Annotated in this window: 19 protein-coding genes and 1 pseudogene; 10 read left to right on the forward strand and 10 right to left on the reverse strand. The window is 43.3% G+C overall.

Annotated features, from left to right (window positions below):
* Positions 1 to 550: 550 nt before the first annotated feature.
* Entirely contained in the window at positions 551 to 808 is a 258-nt protein-coding gene (locus tag F6J99_RS20630; protein WP_070391627.1) for a hypothetical protein, read from the reverse strand.
* Positions 809 to 1,297: 489 nt separating this feature from the next.
* Here F6J99_RS20630 and F6J99_RS20635 point away from each other — a divergent pair, with 489 nt between their 5' ends.
* The 5 genes from F6J99_RS20635 (at position 1,298) to F6J99_RS20655 (ending at position 10,897) form a co-directional block, all read left to right on the forward strand.
* Complete coding sequence (locus F6J99_RS20635; RefSeq protein ID WP_293114850.1) at positions 1,298 to 4,420, forward strand: HEAT repeat domain-containing protein; 3,123 nt, start codon at positions 1,298 to 1,300, stop codon at positions 4,418 to 4,420.
* 536 nt (positions 4,421 to 4,956) lie between these two features.
* Positions 4,957 to 5,133: a hypothetical protein gene (locus tag F6J99_RS20640; RefSeq protein ID WP_293114852.1), complete on the forward strand. Its 177-nt coding sequence runs from the start codon at positions 4,957 to 4,959 to the stop codon at positions 5,131 to 5,133.
* 266 nt (positions 5,134 to 5,399) lie between these two features.
* Positions 5,400 to 6,728, forward strand: a complete 1,329-nt coding sequence (locus F6J99_RS20645) for a tetratricopeptide repeat protein (protein WP_293114854.1) — start codon at positions 5,400 to 5,402, stop codon at positions 6,726 to 6,728.
* A gap of 392 nt (positions 6,729 to 7,120) precedes the next feature.
* Complete coding sequence (locus F6J99_RS20650) at positions 7,121 to 9,271, forward strand: peptidase domain-containing ABC transporter (protein WP_293114856.1); 2,151 nt, start codon at positions 7,121 to 7,123, stop codon at positions 9,269 to 9,271.
* Positions 9,272 to 9,409: 138 nt separating this feature from the next.
* Entirely contained in the window at positions 9,410 to 10,897 is a 1,488-nt protein-coding gene (locus F6J99_RS20655) for an HlyD family efflux transporter periplasmic adaptor subunit (protein ID WP_293114858.1), read from the forward strand.
* Here F6J99_RS20655 and F6J99_RS20660 read toward each other — a convergent pair.
* Positions 10,862 to 11,146 (reverse strand): hypothetical protein, encoded by a 285-nt coding sequence (locus tag F6J99_RS20660; protein ID WP_293114860.1) that lies wholly within the window; start codon positions 11,144 to 11,146, stop codon positions 10,862 to 10,864. The genes F6J99_RS20655 and F6J99_RS20660 overlap by 36 nt on opposite strands.
* Before the next feature lie 167 nt (positions 11,147 to 11,313).
* Between F6J99_RS20660 and recQ the strand changes: the two genes are divergently transcribed.
* Positions 11,314 to 13,443, forward strand: coding sequence for a DNA helicase RecQ (gene recQ, locus F6J99_RS20665; protein WP_293114862.1), 2,130 nt, complete (start codon positions 11,314 to 11,316; stop codon positions 13,441 to 13,443).
* A 543-nt stretch (positions 13,444 to 13,986) separates the two neighbouring features.
* Here recQ and F6J99_RS20670 read toward each other — a convergent pair.
* Both F6J99_RS20670 and F6J99_RS20675 read right to left on the reverse strand, forming a co-directional pair.
* Entirely contained in the window at positions 13,987 to 14,184 is a 198-nt protein-coding gene (locus F6J99_RS20670) for a helix-turn-helix transcriptional regulator (RefSeq protein WP_070391622.1), read from the reverse strand.
* A 1,252-nt stretch (positions 14,185 to 15,436) separates the two neighbouring features.
* Positions 15,437 to 16,804 (reverse strand): transposase, encoded by a 1,368-nt coding sequence (locus tag F6J99_RS20675; RefSeq protein WP_293114864.1) that lies wholly within the window; start codon positions 16,802 to 16,804, stop codon positions 15,437 to 15,439.
* Between the two features lie 122 nt (positions 16,805 to 16,926).
* On the opposite strand from F6J99_RS20675, the pseudogene tnpA reads away from it, so the two are divergent.
* Positions 16,927 to 17,289: pseudogene (gene tnpA, locus F6J99_RS20680) on the forward strand (IS200/IS605 family transposase).
* Positions 17,290 to 17,592: 303 nt separating this feature from the next.
* Entirely contained in the window at positions 17,593 to 17,769 is a 177-nt protein-coding gene (locus F6J99_RS20685; RefSeq protein WP_293114866.1) for a DUF29 family protein, read from the forward strand.
* Positions 17,770 to 17,861: 92 nt separating this feature from the next.
* Here the strand turns inward: F6J99_RS20685 and F6J99_RS20690 are convergent, their stop codons facing one another.
* The 4 genes from F6J99_RS20690 to F6J99_RS20705 form a co-directional block, all read right to left on the reverse strand.
* Positions 17,862 to 18,485: a hypothetical protein gene (locus F6J99_RS20690; RefSeq protein ID WP_293114868.1), complete on the reverse strand. Its 624-nt coding sequence runs from the start codon at positions 18,483 to 18,485 to the stop codon at positions 17,862 to 17,864.
* A gap of 565 nt (positions 18,486 to 19,050) precedes the next feature.
* Positions 19,051 to 19,176, reverse strand: a complete 126-nt coding sequence (locus tag F6J99_RS20695) for a hypothetical protein (protein ID WP_293114870.1) — start codon at positions 19,174 to 19,176, stop codon at positions 19,051 to 19,053.
* A gap of 12 nt (positions 19,177 to 19,188) precedes the next feature.
* Positions 19,189 to 20,037, reverse strand: coding sequence for a M48 family metallopeptidase (locus tag F6J99_RS20700; protein WP_293114872.1), 849 nt, complete (start codon positions 20,035 to 20,037; stop codon positions 19,189 to 19,191).
* A 277-nt stretch (positions 20,038 to 20,314) separates the two neighbouring features.
* Positions 20,315 to 21,010: a TIGR00266 family protein gene (locus F6J99_RS20705; RefSeq protein WP_293114874.1), complete on the reverse strand. Its 696-nt coding sequence runs from the start codon at positions 21,008 to 21,010 to the stop codon at positions 20,315 to 20,317.
* Between the two features lie 57 nt (positions 21,011 to 21,067).
* On the opposite strand from F6J99_RS20705, the gene F6J99_RS20710 reads away from it, so the two are divergent.
* Positions 21,068 to 21,238: a hypothetical protein gene (locus tag F6J99_RS20710; RefSeq protein ID WP_293114876.1), complete on the forward strand. Its 171-nt coding sequence runs from the start codon at positions 21,068 to 21,070 to the stop codon at positions 21,236 to 21,238.
* Here the strand turns inward: F6J99_RS20710 and F6J99_RS20715 are convergent.
* Positions 21,220 to 21,900: a TIGR00266 family protein gene (locus F6J99_RS20715; protein ID WP_293114878.1), complete on the reverse strand. Its 681-nt coding sequence runs from the start codon at positions 21,898 to 21,900 to the stop codon at positions 21,220 to 21,222. The genes F6J99_RS20710 and F6J99_RS20715 overlap by 19 nt on opposite strands.
* Positions 21,901 to 21,998: 98 nt before the next feature.
* Between F6J99_RS20715 and F6J99_RS20720 the strand changes: the two genes are divergently transcribed.
* Positions 21,999 to 22,142 (forward strand): hypothetical protein, encoded by a 144-nt coding sequence (locus tag F6J99_RS20720; protein WP_293114880.1) that lies wholly within the window; start codon positions 21,999 to 22,001, stop codon positions 22,140 to 22,142.
* Here the strand turns inward: F6J99_RS20720 and F6J99_RS20725 are convergent.
* On the reverse strand, positions 22,132 to 22,791 hold the full coding sequence (locus F6J99_RS20725; RefSeq protein ID WP_293114882.1) for a TIGR00266 family protein: 660 nt from the start codon (positions 22,789 to 22,791) through the stop codon (positions 22,132 to 22,134). The genes F6J99_RS20720 and F6J99_RS20725 overlap by 11 nt on opposite strands.
* Positions 22,792 to 23,078: the final 287 nt, after the last annotated feature.

Here is a 23,078-nt window from a genome sequence, read left to right on the forward strand (position 1 = left end):
AGATGCAAGTATTGGATGGAAAGGGTGGGTAGCGTGGTAAGTGTGGGTAGTGGGGTTATAAAACTATTGCATTACCGCTAGGGGTGATGTGGGTGATGTAGGTGGTGTAGGTGCTTAAAAAAACTATTGCATTTTCGCAATATAAACTCTTGGATGGTGCGTTACGGGGCGGGTTGTCTCAGGCGCGAACAGGAGAACATGAAAGCAAGCCCGCCCCTAACACACCCTACGCACTGTTTCATTAATGATCAAAATAAAAAAAATTCGGTCAAGTTCTGGTTAATTCCAATGCTTGACCGAATTATTTCTTGTAATAGTCAAGAGCCCTAGGGTCCTTGACTATGTGTTCACCAAATCAACAACATACCAACTTAGGTTTTAGACTTTAGACGTCGTACTTTCTCCTGAGTTTTTCGGTGTCGCCAGCGATGCAGCGCGGTCTTGGGGAGGCAGTGCGGTCTTGGGGGTCTCCCCCATGAGCAACTGCCGTGGTTTCCCCCATGAGCGACTGCATCAAGACAGGGATTGGCATCCCTGGCAAGTTGCTATCTTAATCTAGCAACAGATATCGACTCAATATACTGATCACCTCACCAGGATTTCCGGTAGGTTGAGGAGTGCTCCACTCATGAACTTGTGCGTAGCCACGGCTATAAAGATTATAGATTGTGACCCGCACGGTTTTGGGAGAACCGATCAATATATGTTTGATTTGCTCCCGTCCTGGCTGGGCTTGGCCAGATAATTCAGGGAGATTAGGATTGTTGGGATTATACTCGAACGTTGGGAGAAAGTTTTCGATGTCCATAATGTTTTTTGTTGTTGATTTTTGGAACAATTTTATTATAAATAAATATTTTTTATTTTGTCAAGTATTTTTCATTTTTTTTTAGTGATATGCACGATATTTTTTTGAATTAGTTTGTTTATTTTTTAAAAATTAAAAAAAAAGCGATCGCGTAGCGTGATATTAAATTAATACCGTAATACTGGGATAGCATTTAAGTTTATAGTTTAATTCTGGAATAGCATTTAATTTGATATAATATTTATGCGTTAGCGTAGCGGATTTTTCAGAGCATCGAACTTTCTATCGCATTTACTAGCTCGATCCCCCCCAGCCCCCCTTAATAAGGGGGGAGCCCGGAAATCTATCTGGAAAGTCCCCCTTATTAAGGGGGATTTAGGGGGATCAAAACCCACGCAAAAACCCTACTCCCTACTCCCTACTCCCTACTCCCTACTCCCTACTCCCTAAATTGCTATAATTAATCTAATTAACGATAACTAGAAACCAATGATAGAACCCTTGTCAGTATTAGCCGGTTGGGCAATCCCGAAAATAGGGGAATCGTTGTTAGAGATTGTTTCGGGACAAGGATGGGATAGCTTAAGTCAAGCTCTGAGTAAAAGCGATGTAGAGAAGGCAATCAAAGCGGGAGAAGCGGCAGTAAAAGAATGGGAAAAACAACGGGATCCGAGCCAGCGCTTATTTTTTCACGCTAGACCGGATGGCTGGAATGGAGTTAATAATTTTTTGCGCGACTATTTTACTCATTCAGCAGTTTTGGCAGAATTACAAAAACCGTTACTTAATCAGGGTAAGCCAGAGCGAGAGATTTTAATCACGGTATTTCAACAGCAAGCTGAAGGGCATAACATTAAACTGAATCACGACAGTCTCAAGCCTTGGGTAGAGACATTTATTAATGCTTATTTTCAGCAGACCGATACTTATCTAAAATTTCAGGTAGCTAAACAGGATTATTGTGACCAGTTAGCTAACTGGTTTGATGATGTTAAATTTGCTGGCATTGCTGTGCCTGGGCAAGAAGTAGAAAAATCCGAGAAGTTAGCGCAAATTTTTGTAATGCCAGATGTGGTGGAAGATTTATCAACTGCTGGCGCTTGGGAACGGGATTGGTTAGCAGCGGGTAGTGGGGAAACGTCAGAAATAGCACTATTAGCAAAGACAACTGGCCGCAAATTCTTGGCGGAGCAGTTATTGAGCCAAAGTCAGTCGAGACGAGTAGTGATATTGGGTGCGCCAGGCTCTGGTAAAACTACCTTGATGAGTTATTTTGCAGTAATGTTGGCTCAGCAAAATCCTGAGATTTTAGGATTAGATGGTGATACGGATTGGCTACCGATTTTAATTAGGATGCGAGATTTTGCGATAAATCTCGATAAAAGCCTGATCGACTATGCTCGGGTATTTGCTGAAAACACAATGTCAGTGAAATCCTTACCAGTAGGATTTTTTGAGCATTGGTTGTCTGATGGTAGGGCGTTGATATTGCTAGATGGTTTGGATGAAGTGGCAGAAGATGCTAAACGGAATGATGTAGTCAGGCGCATCGAGAATTTTTTGGGACAGTTTGACAGAAATCGCGCGATTATTACATCTAGACCGGCTGGCTATCGGCGCGACTTTTTCCGCACTGAGGAATTTCCCCACTATCAAATTGACCCCTTTGATGACCAGAAGATTTCAGCGTTTATTGATAACTGGTATAACAGTCGGTTTCAAGACCAAGCAGAAGCTGAAAGGCGTAAGCAGAGTTTACGAAAGGCGCTAGATGATAATGACCGGATTAAGCTATTGGCACGGAATCCGTTATTGTTGACAATTATTGCATTGATTCATCGGTATCAAGCGGTTTTGCCCAAAGAACGGTTTGAGCTTTATAATTGCGCCGTCAAGACGTTGTTAACCTCTTGGGATGCTAACAAAGAAATCAGCAATCAGGGATTATTTAAGTATCTAGATTTATATGATTTGCGCCGATTGATGGAATTGCTGGCTTATTGGATTCATACCCAAGGAAATGTTGAAGATAACGACAGTGGGACGTTTATAGACCGGGATGATTTGATTGATCAGTTGAGTCAGCAGATTAAAACCTTGAAGCAGGTGCAGTTATATCAAGCCAAAGAAGAAGCAGAAGCATTTGTAACCTTGATTCGCGATCGCACGGGTTTATTGAATGAGCAAGGGCAAAATTGTTATGGGTTTGTCCATAAAACGTTTCAGGAATATTTGTGTGCTGAAGAGATTGACTATCAAGCGGATAATGAGGGAGATTTTGAGATTGTTTTAAGTCAGATTCGGGAGCATTTGCATGACTCCCACTGGCGCGAAGTGTTATTATTGCTGATAGCGCAACAAAAACCGAAAAAGTCAGCGAGGGCGATTCGGGCAGTTTTGACTAATAATAGTAACTATGAGCAGTGGTTACATCGGGATTTGTTGTTTGCTGGTAGTTGTTTGGCAGAAGACCCGAAGAATTTGCGTGGTGCTGATCGTGGCTTAGTCCAAGAGATTTTAGAGAGGTTGGTTGAATTAGAAGTTAGTAGTAAAGAGCGGGTTGGTGAGAGGGTTTCCGAGCAGGTTTTTAATATAATTTGTAGTTTCTATGAAACCGATTTTGAAGCACAGGTATTGGAATTATTGGAACAGCAATCCGATCGAATTGATGAGTGGCGATTGCTGAACTATCGAGCCGAGTTAGGGGAAAAAGATCAGGTAATTACAATATTGCTAGCACGGCTAAAAGATGATAATTCTGATGTGCGTTGGAAGGCAGCCGATGCCTTGGGCGAATTGGGCAATAGCTCAGAAACTTTAGTCAGCGCCCTCTTCGCAAGGTTTCAGGATGAGAATTCTGATGTGCGTTGGAGGGCAGCCATAGCTTTGGGCAAATTGGGCAATAGCTCAAAAACCGTAGTCAATGGCCTTTTAGCAAAGCTTCAGGATCCCGATGCTGGTGTGCGTGACAGGGCAGCCGTGGCCTTGGGCAATTCGGACAACAGCTCAGAAACTTTAGTCAACGCCCTTTTAGCAAAGCTTCAGGATGATGCATCTCGTGTGCGTTCCGGGGCAGCCTATGGCTTAGGCAAATTGGGCAACAGCTCAGAAACCGTTGTCAACGCCCTCCTAGCAAGGCTTCAGGATGATGATTCTCGTGTGCGTTCGGGTGCAGCCATAGCCTTGTGTAGTTTGGGCAATAGCTCAGAAACCGTAGTCAACGCCCTTCTAGGACAGCTTCAGGATAATAATTATAGTGTACGTGGGTGGGCAGCCATAGCCTTGGGCAATTTGGGCAAAAGTTCAGAAACCGTAGTCAACGCCCTTCTAGGACAGCTTCAGGATGATGATTCTCGTTTACGTCGGTGGGCAGCCGAAGCCTTGGGCAAATTGGGAAACAGCTCAGAAAACTTAGTGAGGGTTCTCCTAGCACGACTTCAGGAGCCTGATTCTGGTGTACGTAGCAAGGCAGCCCAAGCATTGGGCAATTTGGGCAAAACATCCAATCATGTACTCCCTACCGTGATTGAATGGATTGAACAACACCAGGATTCCGACTATATGGGCAGAGGTATTGATGCGCTGTGGGATTTAGTCGTAGGTGAGGAATAGGGAGTAGGGGGAGTTTACTGCATCAAGAGGATCTAAGGATTTTTTGGTGTTATCAGAAATTAGGATTTGGTTTCAGGATCGATTTAGTATTGCGATCGCATTATCAAATCTTTTTTATTTTAGGCAATAGGTAATAGGGAATAGGCAATAGGGAAGAGGGAAAATAGGTGTTTAGCTGATTAATCGATTAAACACTTATTCATAGCTAATTATATTGCTTTACTGAATAAAAGCTATACTGTCAAATGGTTGTAATGATTTTTAATGGTTTTCAGGCAGATTGGCAATTTAAAGGCAAAATAATTTACTATAATCCGCAAGTTAGTTCTGACAATTAATAAAAATTTTATCCCGGTTTTATTGACATTTTTATTTGGGAATAGTTAATCTAAATATAGTCGTTGTTAAAGAGAGGAATGACTGGGATTTAACTTTTGCCGAGGTTTCCCAATCATTCCAAATCAGGGCAACGCCCCACCTGAAGTTCACAATCAGTTTCAGGTGTTTAATGTCAATGTAAATGATGGAGAAATACAATGTCAAATTCTGATATCACTCGTAATCGTAAACATGAAGACCTGCGCAACAGCTCTAGCCAGACTGAGCGCACTGAGCAAACAGAAAACACAGAAGAGATCACCGAACTGTCCTTTGAAGCAATGGAAACTATTGCCGGTGGTGGTAGATGCTGCTGGAATGTGAACATGGTGTAGTAGTGAAAGCCTTTCGGCTAGGCCAACCGTGGCACTGCCGATAATTTGGGCTGATCCGATTGCGGATCACTACAATTAAGAACCCTAGTGCAACGGGGTACCAATCACCCACCAGTAAAGAAGATGTGGGAGCGATGATATTCCCATCTGCGCACTGATGGAAGATTTTCGTCCCGTTGCACTAGTTTTTTTATTGGCTTGTGAACACAAGTTGCTAGGACCAGCTGATGGGGCTGCTTAGCAATACCCAAAGAGGAGATAGATTTATGCCTTCGATCTACAGTTCACCGATAGCTTGGCTAAATCGACCATATTTAGATCTAGCTCCAATCAATGGGGGATCGCCACATCTATATAAAGTAGAGTTCAGTTACCGTCATTTAATCAGTGAGACACGAGTGCCCTATCGGGTGCAGGTGAGCCTTCCCACCTCATTTCGGGAATCTGTGATCCGAGAGACTGGTATGACCCAATACCAAGTTGATCACCCACTACAACTGGCTAATGAGTTAAGAACTGAACGATGGCAGACCCTCTGTGAATACTTGAGCCATTACCAGGAGCTTAAGCCTGTTACCAAGCTATTGGTAATAAATCTTCTGAGCAGCTTATGCCTACATCGAACAGTTCTAGAGTATGTGCCAAAGATGTCAGCAGCAGAGATAGCTAGTGATTCAGGACTGGCTGCACTGGCTTTCTGTCGAGCAATGTCAAATTTAATTTTACATATTGATGCTGGCAAACCTTACAGTTTAGAAGAATTTGAAATCATTGCCACTCATGCTCCATCTGGTGATCGGGTTAAGATTAATGCCACTCACCAGCTTCTGGTTGAGTATGCAAAAACCTTCAAAGATGTTGCAAAAGCTGAGTTTTGGGGTTCAGTTCTTATCAAAGAAATCCAGGAAATTAAACCGTCCCTGGATGATTTTTCTTACAAACTTTTGATGAGTATTTACTGTCGTGCTATTGTTTTTATTCCCCTGCTAAATCGGGATAAAGAAAAGGTCGTCCAGGAAATGGAGCTTTGCCAATCCTATGCAGAAAGCTTGATTGGTGAGAATGAAGAGCAGCAGATAGTAGCCTATGAGAACCAAAATATTATTTTAGAGAGCCGAACCAAGGAAGCGCTGTGGCTAGGGGACTTTGATCTAGCTGAGGAGCGCATCCGAAAGGCAGTTGAGAGGGATCCTTTCGATCCTAGATATCGTCTTGAGTTGGGACAAGTCCTAATCAACCAGGATAGAATTGAGGAGGCAGCAAAGGCGTATCGTTCAGGAACCAAGCTTGGTCCTCCAGGAACAGCAGTTGCTTGGTTTATGGCAGGTCAGTGTTACCAATCCCTGGGTGAACTGGATATGGCTTGCGATTGTTACCTAGCTGCTGTGCATGTTGATCCATTGGCTATTTCTCCTGTAAAGCGACTGACTGGTTTAGCTACCGATCTGGGTAACTCTGTACTCGCTAACTGGAGTCAACTGCGTTTGACGGAACTGCAAGCACAAAAACAACGTATTTTGGAAGAGGGTGAGCGTTCATTTACTGCCGAAGTTTCTTTTAAGAGGAAGACCTCCCGAGAGGCAGTTACCGCCTAGGGCGTGTTTTCAAAGTTTTCCGCAAGATTATGATCCCCCCCAGCCCCCCTTAAAAAAGGGGGGAGCCATACTCCCTCGTCCCCCTTAAAAAAGGGGGGAGCCATACTCGCTCGTCCCCCTTTTTTAAGGGGGATAATGGGGGATCTCCGAGGCAAGAAAACAGGCCCTAGTCCGAATTCCGAAGTACAGCACTACCCATTAAAGTTAGGACATTGATACAAGTAGCAAAAGCTGTTCTAGTCAACTATTGCCTATTGCCGTCTTGATGCAGTCGCTCATGGGGGAAACCACGGCAGTTGCTCATGGGGGAGACCCCCACATGAAGGCACTGCCTCCCCAAGACCGCGCTGCATCGCTATTGCCTATTGCCTAGCGCGTAGCGCTATACCAGCATGAAGTACCAGATTGTTCTACAGCACAGCGAAGAAGACTGTGGTGCTGCTTGTCTAGCTTCCATTGCTAAACATTATGGTCGTACCTTCACCATTAGCCGTTGTCGGGAAGCAGTAGGAACTCGAAGACAAGGCACCACATTATTGGGATTGAGGCAAGGAGCAGATGCCCTGGGTTTCAATAATGTTAGAGGAGTCAAAGCCACCCTAGAAGCGGTCAACAAAAAATCCCTGCCCCTACCAGCGATTATCCACTGGAAGGGCTATCACTGGGTAGTTTTATACGGCAAACGGGGCAATAAATATGTGATCGCTGATCCCGCTGTAGGCATCCGGTATCTCGAAAAAAAGTGGCTCCAAGAAGCATGGCCCAATGGGGTAATGCTTCTGTTGGAACCCGATCCAGTCCGCTTTTTTGCCCAAGAGGATGAAAAAGATAAAATTGGTGGCTTGGATCGCTTTCTCAAGCGCTTCTGGCCCTATCGCCATCTCATAGCTCAAACTATTCTGCTCAATTTCGTTGTGGGTCTGATTGCCCTAACTACCCCTTTTTTACTGCAAATCCTGACGGATGATGTGCTGTTACGAGGGGATTCCCAACTGCTGACCAGAATCGTGATGGCTATTATCATCATGAGTCTAGTTAGCAGCAGCCTGGAGCTAGCCCAATCAAATATTATTGCCCACTTTGCCCAACGTCTGGAATTAGGGCTGATCTTAGACTTCGCACGACAAATTTTACGCTTACCTTTAGGTTACTACGAATCCCGCCGGAGCGGCGAAATTGCCAGTAGACTACGAGATATTGGAGTAATTAACCAGTTAGTTTCTCAAGTTATTATCAGTTTGCCCAGTCAACTGTTTGTGGCCTTGGTTTCTTTGGTTTTGATGCTGTTGTACAGTGTAAAGTTGTTGGTATTTGCTGGTTTTCTCGCTATTTTAATGACCTTGTCTACGGTAGCTTTTCTACCAAAATTACAACAAAAAACCCGTAATGTTTTAGTAAATGATTCAGAAAATCAAGGTGTATTGGTAGAAACATTCAAAGGTGCTATCACCCTCAAAACTATTACAGCAGCTCCCCAATTTTGGGAAGAATTTCAACAGCGTTTTAGTCGCCTAGCAAATGTTAGATTCAGTACTATTCAGATTGGAATTGTTAACAATACATTTTCTAAATTAATTGCCAGTGTCGGTAGCATTATCTTGCTCTGGTTTGGCAGCACCCTAGTGATTAACAATGAATTAAGCACTGGTCAGCTGTTGGCACTTCACAATCTGAATCGTAATGTCACGATATTAATTATTACTTTAGTGAACTTTGTCGATGAATTTGTTCGTGCTAATACGGCGTCTGAGCGACTTAATGAGGTAATTGATGCTACACCAGAAACTCAATATGATACCAAAAAACCCTATACCAATATTCCGGAAGATTCAGATATTATTTGTACCAATATAAATTTTCACCATGGGGGTAGGGTTAACCTTTTAAAAGATTTTAGTCTCAATATTCCTGGGGGTAAAGTTATTGCCCTGATTGGCAAGTCTGGCTGTGGTAAAAGCACCCTAGCTAAACTAATTGCTGCATTATATCCACCTCAATCGGGTAATATTCGTATTGATATTTATAACCTACAAGACCTCTCTCTAGATTGCCTGCGGCAACAAGTAGTTCTGGTTCCCCAAGATGCCCACTTTTGGAGTCGATCAATTCTAGAAAACTTCCGTTTAGGTAATCCCCAGGTTAGTTTTGAGAAGATTGTCAGAGCTTGTAAAATTACGGGAGCTGACGAATTTATCATGAATTTACCTGATAAATATCAAACGATATTAGGAGAATTTGGATCCAATCTTTCGGGTGGACAACGGCAGAGATTAGCCTTATCCAGAAGTATTGTTAATGATCCACCAATACTAATTCTAGATGAATCTACTGGTGCCCTCGACCCGGTGAGTGAGGGTGAAGTTTTAAATAATTTGTTTGACCACAGGAAAGGGAAAACAACAATTATGATTAGCCATCGACCCAGAGTTATCCAGCGTGCTGATTGGATTGTGCTGTTGGATAAAGGGCAATTGAAAATGCAAGGTCTTGTGGAAGATTTACGGAATAAACCTGGCGATCATTTAGATTTCCTAATTCCTTAGGGCTGTAAGTTTGAAGGATAAAAAATCAAAGGGGGTGTGGGTAAGTGCGGGTGTTGGGTGTTGGGAAAATAAGCTGTTACCCATTTAAGATCAAAGTACTTCACCCAATTGAGAACTGCTATAGTTCAGATTACTATTATGGTCAGCACACCTAAGACAGATTTTCTACCCGCAGTTCAAGAAAACGATTTTCTACCCCCAATCAGTCGTTGGAGTACTCTTGGCGGATTATTTCTGGTTGGTGCTATGGGGGTAGCTGTTACCCTGACCTGTGTCACTAAATATAAGATAACTGTTAAAGCACAGGCAATTTTCCGTCCCGCTGGTGAATTGCGTCTGGTCCAGGCACCTGTTGAAGGTTCGGTAATCAAGATTTTGGTTGCGGAGAATCAAATGGTTCAAAAAGGAGATGTGATTGCTACCATTGATGACTCCCGTTTGCAAACTAAAAAGAGTCAACTGCAAAACAATCAGCAACAAGCACAGCTGCAACTGATCCAAATCAATGCCCAGATTCGTGCCCTCGATCGCCAGATTGTAGCAGAAACTGACCGCTCCAAGCTCGCTGTTGCCTCTGCTGAGGCGGAACTTAGTCGTAGCCGTCGGCAATATCAAGACAGGCTTCTAACTACTGTGACTGAAGTTGAAGAAGCAGCTGCCAATTTAAGATTTGCCCAAGAGGAGTTGCAACAAGCAGTGGCTCAGTTAAAATCAACACAGGCAAACTTAAGGTCAACTGAGTCGGCTTTAAAGGCGGCTAAATCTAGGCGAAAGCGGTATCAGAGCATATCAGCATCAGGAGCTCTGTCTCAAAATCAATTAGAGGAAGCTGAATTAGCGGTTGACCAGCAACAACAAACGGTGGAGGCGCAAAAAGCAGCGGTGGAGGCGCAAAAACAAAGAATAGACCAGCAAAAACAAGCAGTTGATGCCCGTCGAGCTAGACTGCAACGGGTTAAAGCTGCTCTTAATCCTAGTAATGCAGAAGTAGCGATCGCTCAACAGCGCATTGCTCAAGAACAAGCGATCGCTAAAGCCACCCTAGCTACTTTAAACCGAGAAAAGGAAGCCCTGATCCAGCAGCGCATTGAAATTCAGAACCAGCAGTCCCAGGATACCCGTGAACTCCAACAAGTGGAAATTGAACTGAGGCAGACTGCGATTAAATCTCCAGAAGACGGTACTATTTTCCAACTTGCTCTACGTAATTCTGGTCAAACTGTGAAACATGGGGAAGAAATTGCCCAAATTGCCCCTAGTAACACGTCATTACTAGTTAAAGCTTTGGTTCCTGCTCGTGATATTGGTAAAGTAGAGATAAATCAAGCAGCACAGTTGAGGGTATCTGCTTGCCCTTATCCAGATTACGGCACTCTCAATGGTGTAGTCAAGAAGATTGCCCCAGATGCGACTACACTTCAAAGCAATAGTATCACAGCGTCACGGGAAAACAGGGGTAGCGCCTTCTACCAGGTAACCATTGCTCCAGAAAGCCTTGTTCTAGGTAAAGGCAATAAGCAGTGTGCTATCCAGTTGGGAATGGAGGGTAGGGCAGATATTATTACTAGAGAAGAGACTGTCTTACAGTTCTTACTCAGGAAGGCCAGACTGATTACAGATGTATGAGAGGCTGATAGCAATTTTTATACTAATGAGGTACACATTTATGGTTTTTAGGGAGCAGGCAAGAGGCAAGAGGCAATAGGTAAGAGGCAAGAGGCAAGAGGCAAGAGGCAAGAGGCAAGAGGCAAGAAGCAAGAGGCAAGAGGCAAGAGGCAAGAAGCAAGAGGCAAGAAGCAAGAAGCAAGAGGCAATAGGCAATAGGCAATAGGCAAGAGGCAATAGGCAAGAGTTAAAAAAGCCGGTGTACCTCATAGTCATGATAAATATTAGAATAATAGCTTATGATAGCTACGTGATCTACTAGATCTTGGTACTTGAGGAGCGTTGTTGCAGAGCCTGCGGTCATCTTTTGATAAGATAATATCTTAAACTAATACTCTGATCACCAACACTCAACCGATCGCAATCCCCTCACGACCATGGAACAGTCGCCATCCCTGGAGCATGCCCTTAAACATTTCTTTGGTCACGACTGTTTCCGTCCAGGACAGCGACAGATTATTGAAGAGGCGCTGCAAAATCAGGATTTACTGATTATCATGCCGACTGGCGGTGGTAAATCCTTGTGCTATCAACTGCCAGCTCTCCTCAAACCGGGCTTAACCGTTGTGGTATCTCCTCTGATTTCCTTGATGCAAGACCAAGTCACGTCTTTGGAAGATAATGGCATTGGGGCTACCTTTATCAATAGTACCTTGAGCTTCCAACAAATGCGATCGCGGGAAGCGGCCATCCTTCAGGGTCAGATAAAATTACTCTACGTATCACCAGAACGGTTACTAGCAGAGCAGTTTATCCCATTTTTGGATAGAGTGCGATCGCAAATCGGTATTCCCACCTTTGCCATTGATGAAGCGCACTGCGTCTCACAATGGGGGCATGATTTCCGCCCAGAATATCGGCAACTAAAACTATTACGTAACCGTTATCCTAATAGCTCAGTGCTGGCTCTGACCGCTACTGCTACTAATCGAGTCCAACAGGACATTATCCAACAACTGGAACTGCGACAGCCGAAGGTTCACATCGCCAGTTTCAACCGTCCTAACCTTTACTACGACGTTCAACCAAAACAACGGCAAAGCTATAAACAGTTATTAAAACAGATCCGTTCTCACCAAGGTTCCGGTATTGTGTACTGTACGAGCCGCCGTTCTGTAGACGAAGTTGCTTTCCGGTTACAGAATGATGGCATTTCTGCCTTACCTTACCATGGCGGAATGACGGATAAAGCTAGGACAACTAATCAAAATCGGTTTATCCGGGATGATGTGCGGATAATCGTAGCTACGGTAGCCTTTGGCATGGGAATTAATAAGCCCGATGTACGGTTTGTGATTCACTACGATTTACCTCGTAACCTCGAAAGTTATTACCAGGAATCGGGACGAGCAGGACGGGATGGGGAACCAGCCACATGTACCGTTTTATTCAGCGCTAGTGATATCTCAAAACTTCATTATCTCATTGATCAAAAGCCCGATCCCAACGAACAACGGATTGCCTATCAACAGTTAAATCAGATTGTTGACTACGCAGAAGGCACAGATTGTCGCCGCCGGATTTTGCTGGGCTACTTTGGTGAGCGGTTTCCAGGGAATTGTGATAAATGTGATAACTGTTGCTATCCTAAGCCAGTAGAAGATTGGACTATAGAAGCTCAAAAATTCCTCTCTTGTGTAGCCCGGTGTCGGGAACGGTTTGGGATGAACCATATTATTCAGGTGTTGCGGGGCTCAAAAAGTAAGAAAGTTGAGCAGTATGGCCATCACTTACTCTCTACCTATGGCATTGGTAAGGATAAAACTGTAGAGGCTTGGAAAATTCTAGTGCGATCGCTTTTGCACCAGGGATTAGTAGACCAAACCACCGATGGCTACTCAGTGCTGAAGCTCAATAAACTAAGTTGGGAAATCCTGCGCAAACAACGTTCTGTTTATGTTGCTATTCCCCAGTCATCTGTAGAAAAAGCCTTAGGGGAAATTAACCCCAGAGCTGCTGAAGCGGAGCTTCTGCTAGATAAACTGCGGAAACTAAGGAAACAGCTAGCTGACCGCCAATCGATTCCGCCCTATGTAGTGTTTGCTGATTCGACACTGAAACTGATGGCACAGCTGAAACCCAAAACTTTAGAGCATTTTGCTAAACTTTCTGGTGTCACTCAGTATAAAGTTACTCAGTATGGCGAGCAATTTGTTTCAGAAATTAGGGCATTTTGTCAAGAGCAAAAACTACCAGAACCTCTGCCCTCCAGTACCTATATGAAAACCCTGCAATTCTATCAACAAGGGTTAAGTGTAGAGGAAATTGCTAAACAAAGAGGGTATACTACCAGGACTATAATAGATCATTTGAGCCAATTAATTGAAATGAATCAGCCAGTGGATTTAAAACGACTGGTACCATTGGAACACCATGAGCCAATTATCAAAGCAATTGAAAAAGTGGGTGATCAGTATCTGAGAAAATTACGGGAATACTTAGGAGAACGTTACTCCTACGAAGACATTAAACTAGTCCGTGCTTGGTGGCGACGGCAGGATAATTGATATATAGCATTTCTCCCACTTACGAGGGTTTAGTCTTATTTGACTAGTGATCCCTCCTAACCCCCCTGATCAACTCATAAGGGTAGGTTTTTTACATTAAGGTCAAACATGGGGCGACCCAGAGGGAGAGGAAAAGGAAAACAACGAAAAAGCTGCAGCTTCGGAACAGGGGGTTTCCCCCACTCGCGCTTTGCATGGCTGACAACGACAAATTAAGTACATTGTCTTGATGCAGTCGCTCATGGGGGAAACCCCCAAGACCGCGCTGCATCGCTTTCTTATCCCCCACACCCCACACCCGGTCACCCCACACCCCACACCTGAGGTCAAAGTAAAAAACTTACCCTTATGAGCCTTATCAAGGGGGGGATCTGATTCCGTTAAAACGATCTTAAATATTGCATCCATGGCTATTGCCTTAAAAGGATAAGCTTTGTAGCTCACCAAAATAATAATTGCTATAGTTATTGCTATCCGCAGCACTAGAGATGATTATGAAATGATCGCACAATGCCATCCTGTGCTTTGGGTATACCCTAAAAGTTACTGGATCAGATCCTCAATTTTGAAGTCTAGAATATCACACAAGGCTTTGGTCTGTTCTGGATAGAGCTTAGGCTTGTGCCGATCCGCCTCCCAGTTAATCACTGTAGACTCTACCACATCACAGGCTCTGGCAACTTGTATGCGGGTTAAACCTAGACTTTCACGGCGTTCTCGTAGTTTTTTTCCTAGGGACATTACCTTCTCCGGTTGTCTTGTAGCAGTAGTTTACCTAAATTTATTTGACTATTTATAGTTTATATTATATAATATACTTTTGTGCAACACGCCAACTAAATTAATCCCAATGGTTTAAATTAGGATCATCAATGTTAGGTGGGAAGTGTGGGAAGTGTGGGAAGTGTGGGAAGTGTGGGAAGTGTGGGGAGATGGGGAGATAGGGAGATAGGGAGATAGGGAGATAGGGAGATAGGGAGATAGGGAGATGATATTATTGTTTAGCTTCCGGCAAAAGAAGCCCCACATCTCAATGCGCAGCATGAGTGTGGGATGAATTTTGCACAGGGTCTTTCACAAAAGACCAATCGATGTGTTATACTGGAAATACTGACTTTCAAAGCCGAAAATGCTGGAAAGTTGGTCAAACATTATTAAACAAAAAACCAGAGCGGCAGGGCAGTCCGTTCTTAAAGCCCAGCGCCTCCTAAGCAATAGCTGGATTGGCGCTTGTTGCCCACACTGAACTCAAAGAGTCAGTGTGGGAGCTGTCACTGGCTTAAGAATTGGGATTACCAAAAAATCAAAATCCCCGCTCTTACCAAAAAATCTGGGTCATTAGCCCCGTCCTTCCAGGATGGCTTTGTGTTAATATAAAGACATAACCAAAAAAATAGTATCCTAGATGAACATGATCACAGAATAAGTAGACAGTGTAAAAAACCTGTTTTGAGATAAGCAGGTTGCACAATCAAGTCTAACGATTTGGAAGTCTATGAAAGTCTAAGATCCCTAAAAAAATGTTTATCTTAATTTGTTAATTAGTTTAGGTACGGTGGGGTTAGAAGTTACCGTAAGAATAGTGGAGCCTTTATAGTTAGTCGGCTATGAGTCAAAAGTTTTAACCTTTCTTGATGCAATAGCGAGTGGGGGAAACCACGCCAGTTGCTCATGGGGGAGACCCCCAAGACCGCACTGGCTCCCCAAGACCGCGCTGCATCGCTTTTGATTAAGGCTCCACTATTCTAAGGTTTCGTTTCCGGCACACCGAAACCTGGGTCATAGACCAAGTACGCTTGTGAAGAGGAGACCTCTATTTTTTCTGGCTCCGGCAAGGGATAACAAGTCACCTCGTAGAAGCAAGAATCCCCGTCCTTCCAGGGCGGGGAGTGTCAATCAAGTGGATGTATCAACCAGGGAAAAGGAGCGATAGTTGGATCAATACTATCAGTGACGCTCCCACACCAACCTTTACAGGTATGGTGTAGGCTTCTCAGACACTCCGAAGAATGCGTAGAACTTCCTTAGAGGTATCATCTGTAGTAGAACCAACTACTACAATGGCACCTTTACGGCGTTTTATAGTGGGGAACACGTCCAGCCCCACTCTCTTGATGTTGATAGCAGCATTAATATCCCTATCAACCCAGAGGTTTTCTATTTCATCCCAATATTCTCGGATACTACAATCAGTGAAGATTACTTGATCTCGATAGGATAATACTTGAGAAGTATAAGCAGGATTCTTTGAGATTACTATGGCTCCAGCTTTTTCAGCTATGTGACCAAGAATCAAAAAGAACTCACCAAAAGCGGCATCTGCCCAACTTAGGTTGAGTCCAGATTTTGCCGATTGGCCATTAGGTAAATATTTTCCACTTTTGTCTGGCTTAGGGGAGTTACGCCTAGTTAGCCCTTTTAGGTTTAATTTTTCGTGAAAAAATACCTTTTTGCCTGTTCTCATCAAACTGTGAGCAGTTTTGTACTGGAAATCTTTCCTGGCGCGAGCAATTTGTTGATGTACTCTTCCCTCTCTTTTTGCTAGCTTTCGACGTGCTTTACTCCCACGTTTGCGTTCATTTTTCTTTCTGGAAATCTTTGATAATTTAGCTTGGTTGCGCCGCAAATACTTTACTGATGGAAGCTTAACTCCTTCAGAAGTGGCAAGGTAATGATCCCATTGGAGTACCGCGTCCATGCCCATGGAATTATCCCAATTAGGGATGATTTTTTCGGAAGGAGTATTGGGAACAGTAGGGTCATCAAGTTTCAGATTTACAAACCATCCATCATTTTTATTGATGAATTGCACCTGCTTCAGGATTGCACCATCCGGGATATGGCGGTGAGAGCGAATTTTTACTAAGCCTATCTTGGGTATTTTTAGATAAATAAATTTCCCCCCAACTGAACAGGAGTGTAGGCTTAATCCTGCTCCTTCAACAATAAATGAACGATAACGAGCGTGAGATTTAAAACGAGGTTTCCCACTTCTTTTGTTATTTTTATCCCCAGAAATAAATCGCTCAAAAGCTTTATCTACACGTTTACATACTTCCTGGAGAGTATTGGCAGGAACCCGCGAAAATTCCAGATTCTCTCCTGACCAGTTCACACGGATTTCACTATGCTTAAGTCCTGGCAACAACTTCTTTTGACTATAGTAGCTAGGACGATCTCTCAGTTCAGGGAGATGACATATCAATGGGCAAGAGTTTACCGGAGTTCTATGGCGTTCCCACCAGTCAAACCTTTCGCCGAGCTGACGATTATACCAGTACCGACAAACTCTTAACCAGAAATTGAATTCTAGCTTTTGTTCGGTGGTTAGAAATGCTTTGTACTGGTAAGTGTATTTCATCTCCCTGATTTGTGAATATTATAAACAAGGATACAATAATTGTAGTATATATTCCGAAAATGTTGCAATAAAAAGTGATTTCCTTTCAGGCATGACGATCAGTAAGTGTTCTAAAAGCCCATCTGGTGTTAACCTCCAAGTATCGGCACCAGGTTTTTAACGCCAAAATGATCAAACGACTTGGGGAAGTAGTAGAGAACTTGTGCCAAAAATAGGATGGTAAGTTGGTTGAGTTTAATGGGTTTGAAGAGCACATCCATCTGTTGTTTCAGTATTTTTAACAAATGGAGTTAACCAAATTCATCAATAATCTCAACAGGGTCACAAGTAGGAGACTTAGAAGTAAGTTTCAGGAATAAATTAACAAGTTCTACGGAAAAGATGTGTTGTGGAATGGTTCATATTTTATAGCCTCATGCGGTGGAGTCACTGTGTCCACATTAAGAAAGTACATTGAACAACAGGATTCCCCGAAATCGTCGTGATTGGTTGTTGAGAGGGTATTGAACCCCCTCAACAACCGCGCATTCCGGAGACGAAACCTTAGAATAGTGGAGCCTTAATCAATAAGTTTTTACCCTTTTTCCATAGCCTGCCAACCATAAAGGCTCCACTATTCTTGCGGTAAATTCTAACCTCTCACACCAAATCAAAGATTATGGTGTGAGGCTCCTGCTAAACTAGCTGAACAGCGTATCGCTTTGGAAGAACTGCTAGAAGATAGTCCTAGTTTGCGGTGCGACCCAAGGGCGATTTACTCGCCCTAGGAGGCGCGCACCGTAGCGTTTTTGCCAGAGGTCTTTGACCAATGTTATCAAAAAGCTCGAATTAAGGCAGCTCAGGAAACTGGGATTAAGTTGAGTACTTTTCCTTCTCAGTGTTCTTTTGATCAGGAGGAGGTTTTGGAGGCTGGTTTTTTCCCAGAAGTGTTGAATCGGGAATCGGGAATCGGGAATAGAGAATAGGAAGCAGCGATGTAGTCGCTACTCCCTATTCTCTAAAACCCAGGAAAAAAGCACCGTAAGCAATTAAAAACTGGAATACTTTAACTGACTAGTTAATATTTGCGCAAGGAAGTGCCTCCATCTTTGCTGTCACCGACGGGTCCCTTCCCATCTTTCGGTGGATTGTAATTGTTTAATGTATTCACACTCATTAAGGAAGTGCCTCCATCTTTGCTGTCACCGACGGGTCCCTTCCCATCTTTCGGTGGATTGTAATTGTTTAATGTATTCACACTCATCAAGGAAGTGCCTGCGTCTTTGCTGTCACGGGGTGGTCCGTCTCCATCATTCGGTGGTGTGAAAGTATTTAGTATCTGTAGTTGTGATAGTTGTAGTTGTCTTGATGCTGATATTGGTAAAACTTGTGGGTTAGTAAACTCAGGATTTTCATGGATTAGCTGGTTCAATTTCCAGAGTGATCCAGCGTTTCCGGTTTCACCGGGAGGGCCGTCTCCATCATTCGGTGGTGTGTAATTCATTACTATCAGTAGTTGTGATGATTGTGATAGTTGTTGGGATTCTTCGGAGGATGATTGCTGGTCAGTTGGTTGAATATTTTTATCATTTGCGTGCTCGAATCCCTTCACGATTGTTGCTGCTAATTGTTGCAAGCGCTGTCTTATGTTGAGAGTGAAGGAAAATAGTTTTGTCCAAAGCTGGTTGAGCAAATTTTTCATTAGAGAATACACCTGTTCTAGAAATTCACCAAACACCGACTCAGGCGGCGTTTTTTGATTGATACTTGTTACAGCGCCTCTCAAGCCAACTTTTCGCAGATGATCAGAAAAATTTTTTTTTGAAGCAAAATTTGCTTAGCTATTCTAGTTTTCTTGGTGTTTGAGATTAGATCCGGATCCTTTTGAGTTGTGAACGATTACCATTAGGGAAAGGCAAGACGCAAGAAGCAAGAAGCAAGAGGGGAAAGATATCCGGATTTTTATTGGAGAATAAAAAAAGCCTCCTAGGTTTACATCTCATTTAGAAACCCTATAGCATTTTTCAATTGGGTGAGGTACAAGGTTCTGGGTTTTGGGGAGTAGAGACTGAGGCCGTGGGTCACGCGGGGCGCGTTCGGAGCAGGGAACAGGTTTTATACTTCAAATTGTCGTACCAAATAATACAGAGCGATCGCTTGATGATATCAAGCGATCGCTAAATGCTATTGAGTAAAAATCCTCAGGCTCCTCAACAAAAGAATGTGGTAAGGGGAAACTCCACCATCCTCAAGAGGTGCTTGTCATATCATGTCCGGATAATTACCCTGTCTTGATGCAGTCGCTCATGGGGGAAACCCCCAAGACCGCACTGCCTCCCCAAGACCGCGCTGCATCGCTTAATAAAAATCTCCCCATCTCCCCATCTCCCCATCTCCCCACCCTTTTATGATGGGTATTCAATTGGACTTGATATAAGGTGGGATTGATTCAGATTTTCCGGCAGAGGCGATCGCTCCTTGAGAGGATAATTTTGTTCCTTAATCAGACGCTGTAGTCGAGTAACTCGCTTACCCGGAGATGGGTGACTTGATAAAAAATCCCAGGAAGCTCCTGGTTTTTGACTCATTCTCACAAAAAAATCTGTTGCGCCAGCGACATGACCATAAGTTTGCTGCAACAACCTCAAGCCAAACTCATCCGCCTGTTGTTCCTGTGACTGGGAAAATTTTGACTTAGAGAGTGTTGCCAATCCGGAAATAGCCAAAGATTCTAGGGCTCCTACATCACCAACAAAATAAGCGATCGCTGTCCGTACCAGCAATCTTCGTCCCAAACTCCGCAGATGATCTCGGTGAGCAAAATGACCTAACTCATGTCCTAATACCATCATCAACTCATTTTCTGACTCGACCTGTTTCAAAAAACCAGCGTAAACCACAATCACATCCCCCGGTAGTGCTAAAGCATTTACTGTGTCCTCTGGTAGATAAAGTACCCGGTAATCTCGTTGTTTAGATTGCTCCGGTGGTAGTTGTTTTTCCAATCGCGCCAATAGTTGATTGAGGGTATCTTGAGTTGGTGATGGTTGAGCCTGCTGCTCATAAGCCGGAACGATTACAGCTCCCAGCTTTTGCTCCACACTAGGAGGAATTAGCCCAATTAGACCGTTGATCAGCAAGTTCAACAGCCAAATCACCCCCATAATAAAACTGATCAATAGCCCCAATAAAATCAGTAGTTGACGGTTACTTGGTGGTGGGTTGCGACTCTGAGGTATATCTGGAGAAGGCATAATTAGTGATTGGGGATTAGTGATGGGGAATTATAGCGCTACGCGCAAGGGCAAGAGGAATCCCCCCTAACCCCCCTTAGTAAGGGGGGCGGGCAAGAGGCAAAAGTTTACGTGCATTAGCGCAGGTGCCCTTGACCCATTAAGAATTAAATTCGCCACGGGTCGCACTTTTTCAGCTTTTATCAATGTCAAACACCTTAATGCGTAGTGCTATAGTGATTGAGGATTGATGATTAGGTATTAGTGATTGGCTTACTATTTACCCATTACCAATTTTTTAGTCACTCTTAGTTGGACGGAAAGGATTTAAAAAATTAATTAACCCATAAAGCTCACGAGATTGAATCCATAAGCGTCCTTCACCACTGAAACGACAGACTAACCCTTCTCCACCCAAAACACCAGTTTTAAGACCTCGAAATGATAAACCACCTAGCACCTCAACCTGGTAATTGAGAGTATCTTCAAACGCCACGATATAGCCAGTGTCTACTACATAGTCACCAGTCACTGGAATTTCCACAATTGCCCCATAAGAACTAAACCAAAAATCCCCTTGGCCTGTAGCTCGAATCAGGAACAAAGACTCGCCACTGAAGAAGCCTTTAAAGCCTTGAAATTGCGTGTCAATTTCTATTTCTGGACTACAGGCAACAAATCCTGAAGACTGTACCATTAAACCCTGATTTTTCAGGTAGTAATGGTGAATATCTCCAGGCACTCCTGGCGAGACATAAATTTGCCCCGGTTCTTTTTCAGCAGTAAACTCACTAACAAAAAATGATTCACCACTTACCATCCGACCCAGTCCTTTCATCAAGCCACCTCGTACTTTGGACTTCATCGAGATACTTGAGTCCATTGCTGCCATTGCTCCTGATTCAATTAAGACTGTTTGGTCTGCCTGTAAGTTTATAATCAAAGAGGCATAAGCGGGAGAATGCTCAATTTCGTAGTCAATTTCATTCATCATTTTTATGGGCTATCTATTATTTATTAGTTATTGCTATTTTATTAATAACTACTATCAATGTATAGTAAAAATTACTGTGTAAATAATTATGAATTCACTGGAATTAACTCTAATCCCCACTCCCTACTCCCTACTCCCTACTCCCTACTTCCTATTCCCTACTCCCTACTCCCTACTTCAAGCAACAATCTTTATTTCCGTCCAGGTACTTATCGTGGTGGTAGTTGAGAACCAACTTGCCGACCAAAAGCACCAGGATTGTGGGTTTGACAATAGACTTTACCCTGCCCTTTAAATCGGCAAACCAGTCCTTCTCCACCTATAAAAGCACCAATCCAGCTAGAACGAGGAGGTTTAGTAATATCAAAGTTCAGGCTTTTTTCAAAGGCAACAATATGACCGGTGTCAACGATGTACTCATCTTCGACTGGTACTTCATAAATTCCCCCAAATGAGTTCAGCAATACAGAACCATAACCACTAATAGTCAACCAAAAAATTGATTCGCCAGAAAACAGGGACTTAAAACCTTGAAAGCCTAAATCAATATCAACACCTGATTCACTGGCAAGATAAGAAGTCGCCTGCACCACCAACTCCTGACCATTCATTTGATAAACTAAAATATCACCTATGAATTTGGGCGCTAGGAAGATTTCGCCACCAGCAACAGGAGAGCGAAAAACACTTAAAAACAGTGATTCACCACCTACCAAGCGTTTTAATCCACCGAGAATACCACCTCCTTTACCTTGTCGTAAAGTAGTGCTGGCATTGATGTAGCCACTCATGGCAATCATACAGCCTGCTTCTGCCACGAATTCTTGATTTTTATCCAGAACAACGCGAGCGATCGCACTATCTGGTTGATGTAATAGTTCTATTTCCATTTTTATCTTGAGGTGTCAACTAACGAAATTTAGGAAGGATAGTGGTAAAGATCTAGTGGTTTGGCTACCGTATGGTCAAGGGTTAGGGACCTAAAATCATGAATTGTGTACCACTACCATTTTCTGGCAGGCAGGATGCCCACCCCACTCCTGTTAATTCCTTTCTTGATGCAGTCGCTCATGGGGGAAACCCCCAAGACCGCGCAAATCACGCTAATTCAGCAACGCCCACTAAACCTTAGGACGTAAATACTTGACTAAACCATCAACACTACGAGACTGTAGATAAATCTCACCCCGACCCCTCAGCCGATTAACAAAGCCTTCTCCAGAAGTTACAGATCCCAACAACCCACCAGCTAACCCAATATTCATCAGAATTTCTGGTTCATAGGCAACTAAATGACCAGTATCAACAATAAATTCCCCATTAATGTGCTTGCGAGTAAGACCACCATAAGCGCCAAAGAAAACTGTGCCGTTACCACTGACTTTCAGTTTAAAGAGTCCTTCACCAGAAAACCAACTCTTAAAACCTGCCCACCGAACACCCAGCTTAACCCCAGTAGTATGGCAAATATAAGCACCGGGTTGAAAACAGAGACTGCGTTCTCCTAATTCCACACCAGCAATATCGCCAATTATGGATTGAGTGAGAACTAGGTTCAATGGTTGCTGAGTCTGATTACTAAAGGTATTGACTAATAAAGACTCTCCACCAAAGAATTTCTTGAGCAAGCCAGAGAAGAAGCCACCAGAAAATTGAGTTTTGATGGTAAGCTTACCATCCATACTGGTCATTGCCCCTGCCTCAGCAGTGATACTCTCACCAGGATCGAGAGTGACAAAAATTGCTGCAAAGGCGGGCTTGTAGCGAATTTCATATTTCACTGTCAGATCTCCCGTTGCTGAGTGATAGGAATATTACTATTCTGGCAGAAAATTTTCTGGTGTGCAGATTTCTTTAATAAATTTAAGCAAACTCTTTATTGGCATTAATTCATAATAAGTTCCATTTTCCTAGCTCACATTATCTTCCTAATCAAGGAAAACTGAAAAATAGCCTTAATCCACTACCGAATCTTGAGAAGATCCACAATGTTTACAGTAGGGTAAATATTTGTAAGTAATATTGTGGCAAATTTGACATTCAACATATTGATAATAACCGCAGTGGA

The organism is Moorena sp. SIO4G3 (genome assembly GCF_010692305.1).
Lineage (GTDB): Bacteria > Cyanobacteriota > Cyanobacteriia > Cyanobacteriales > Coleofasciculaceae > Moorena > Moorena producens_A.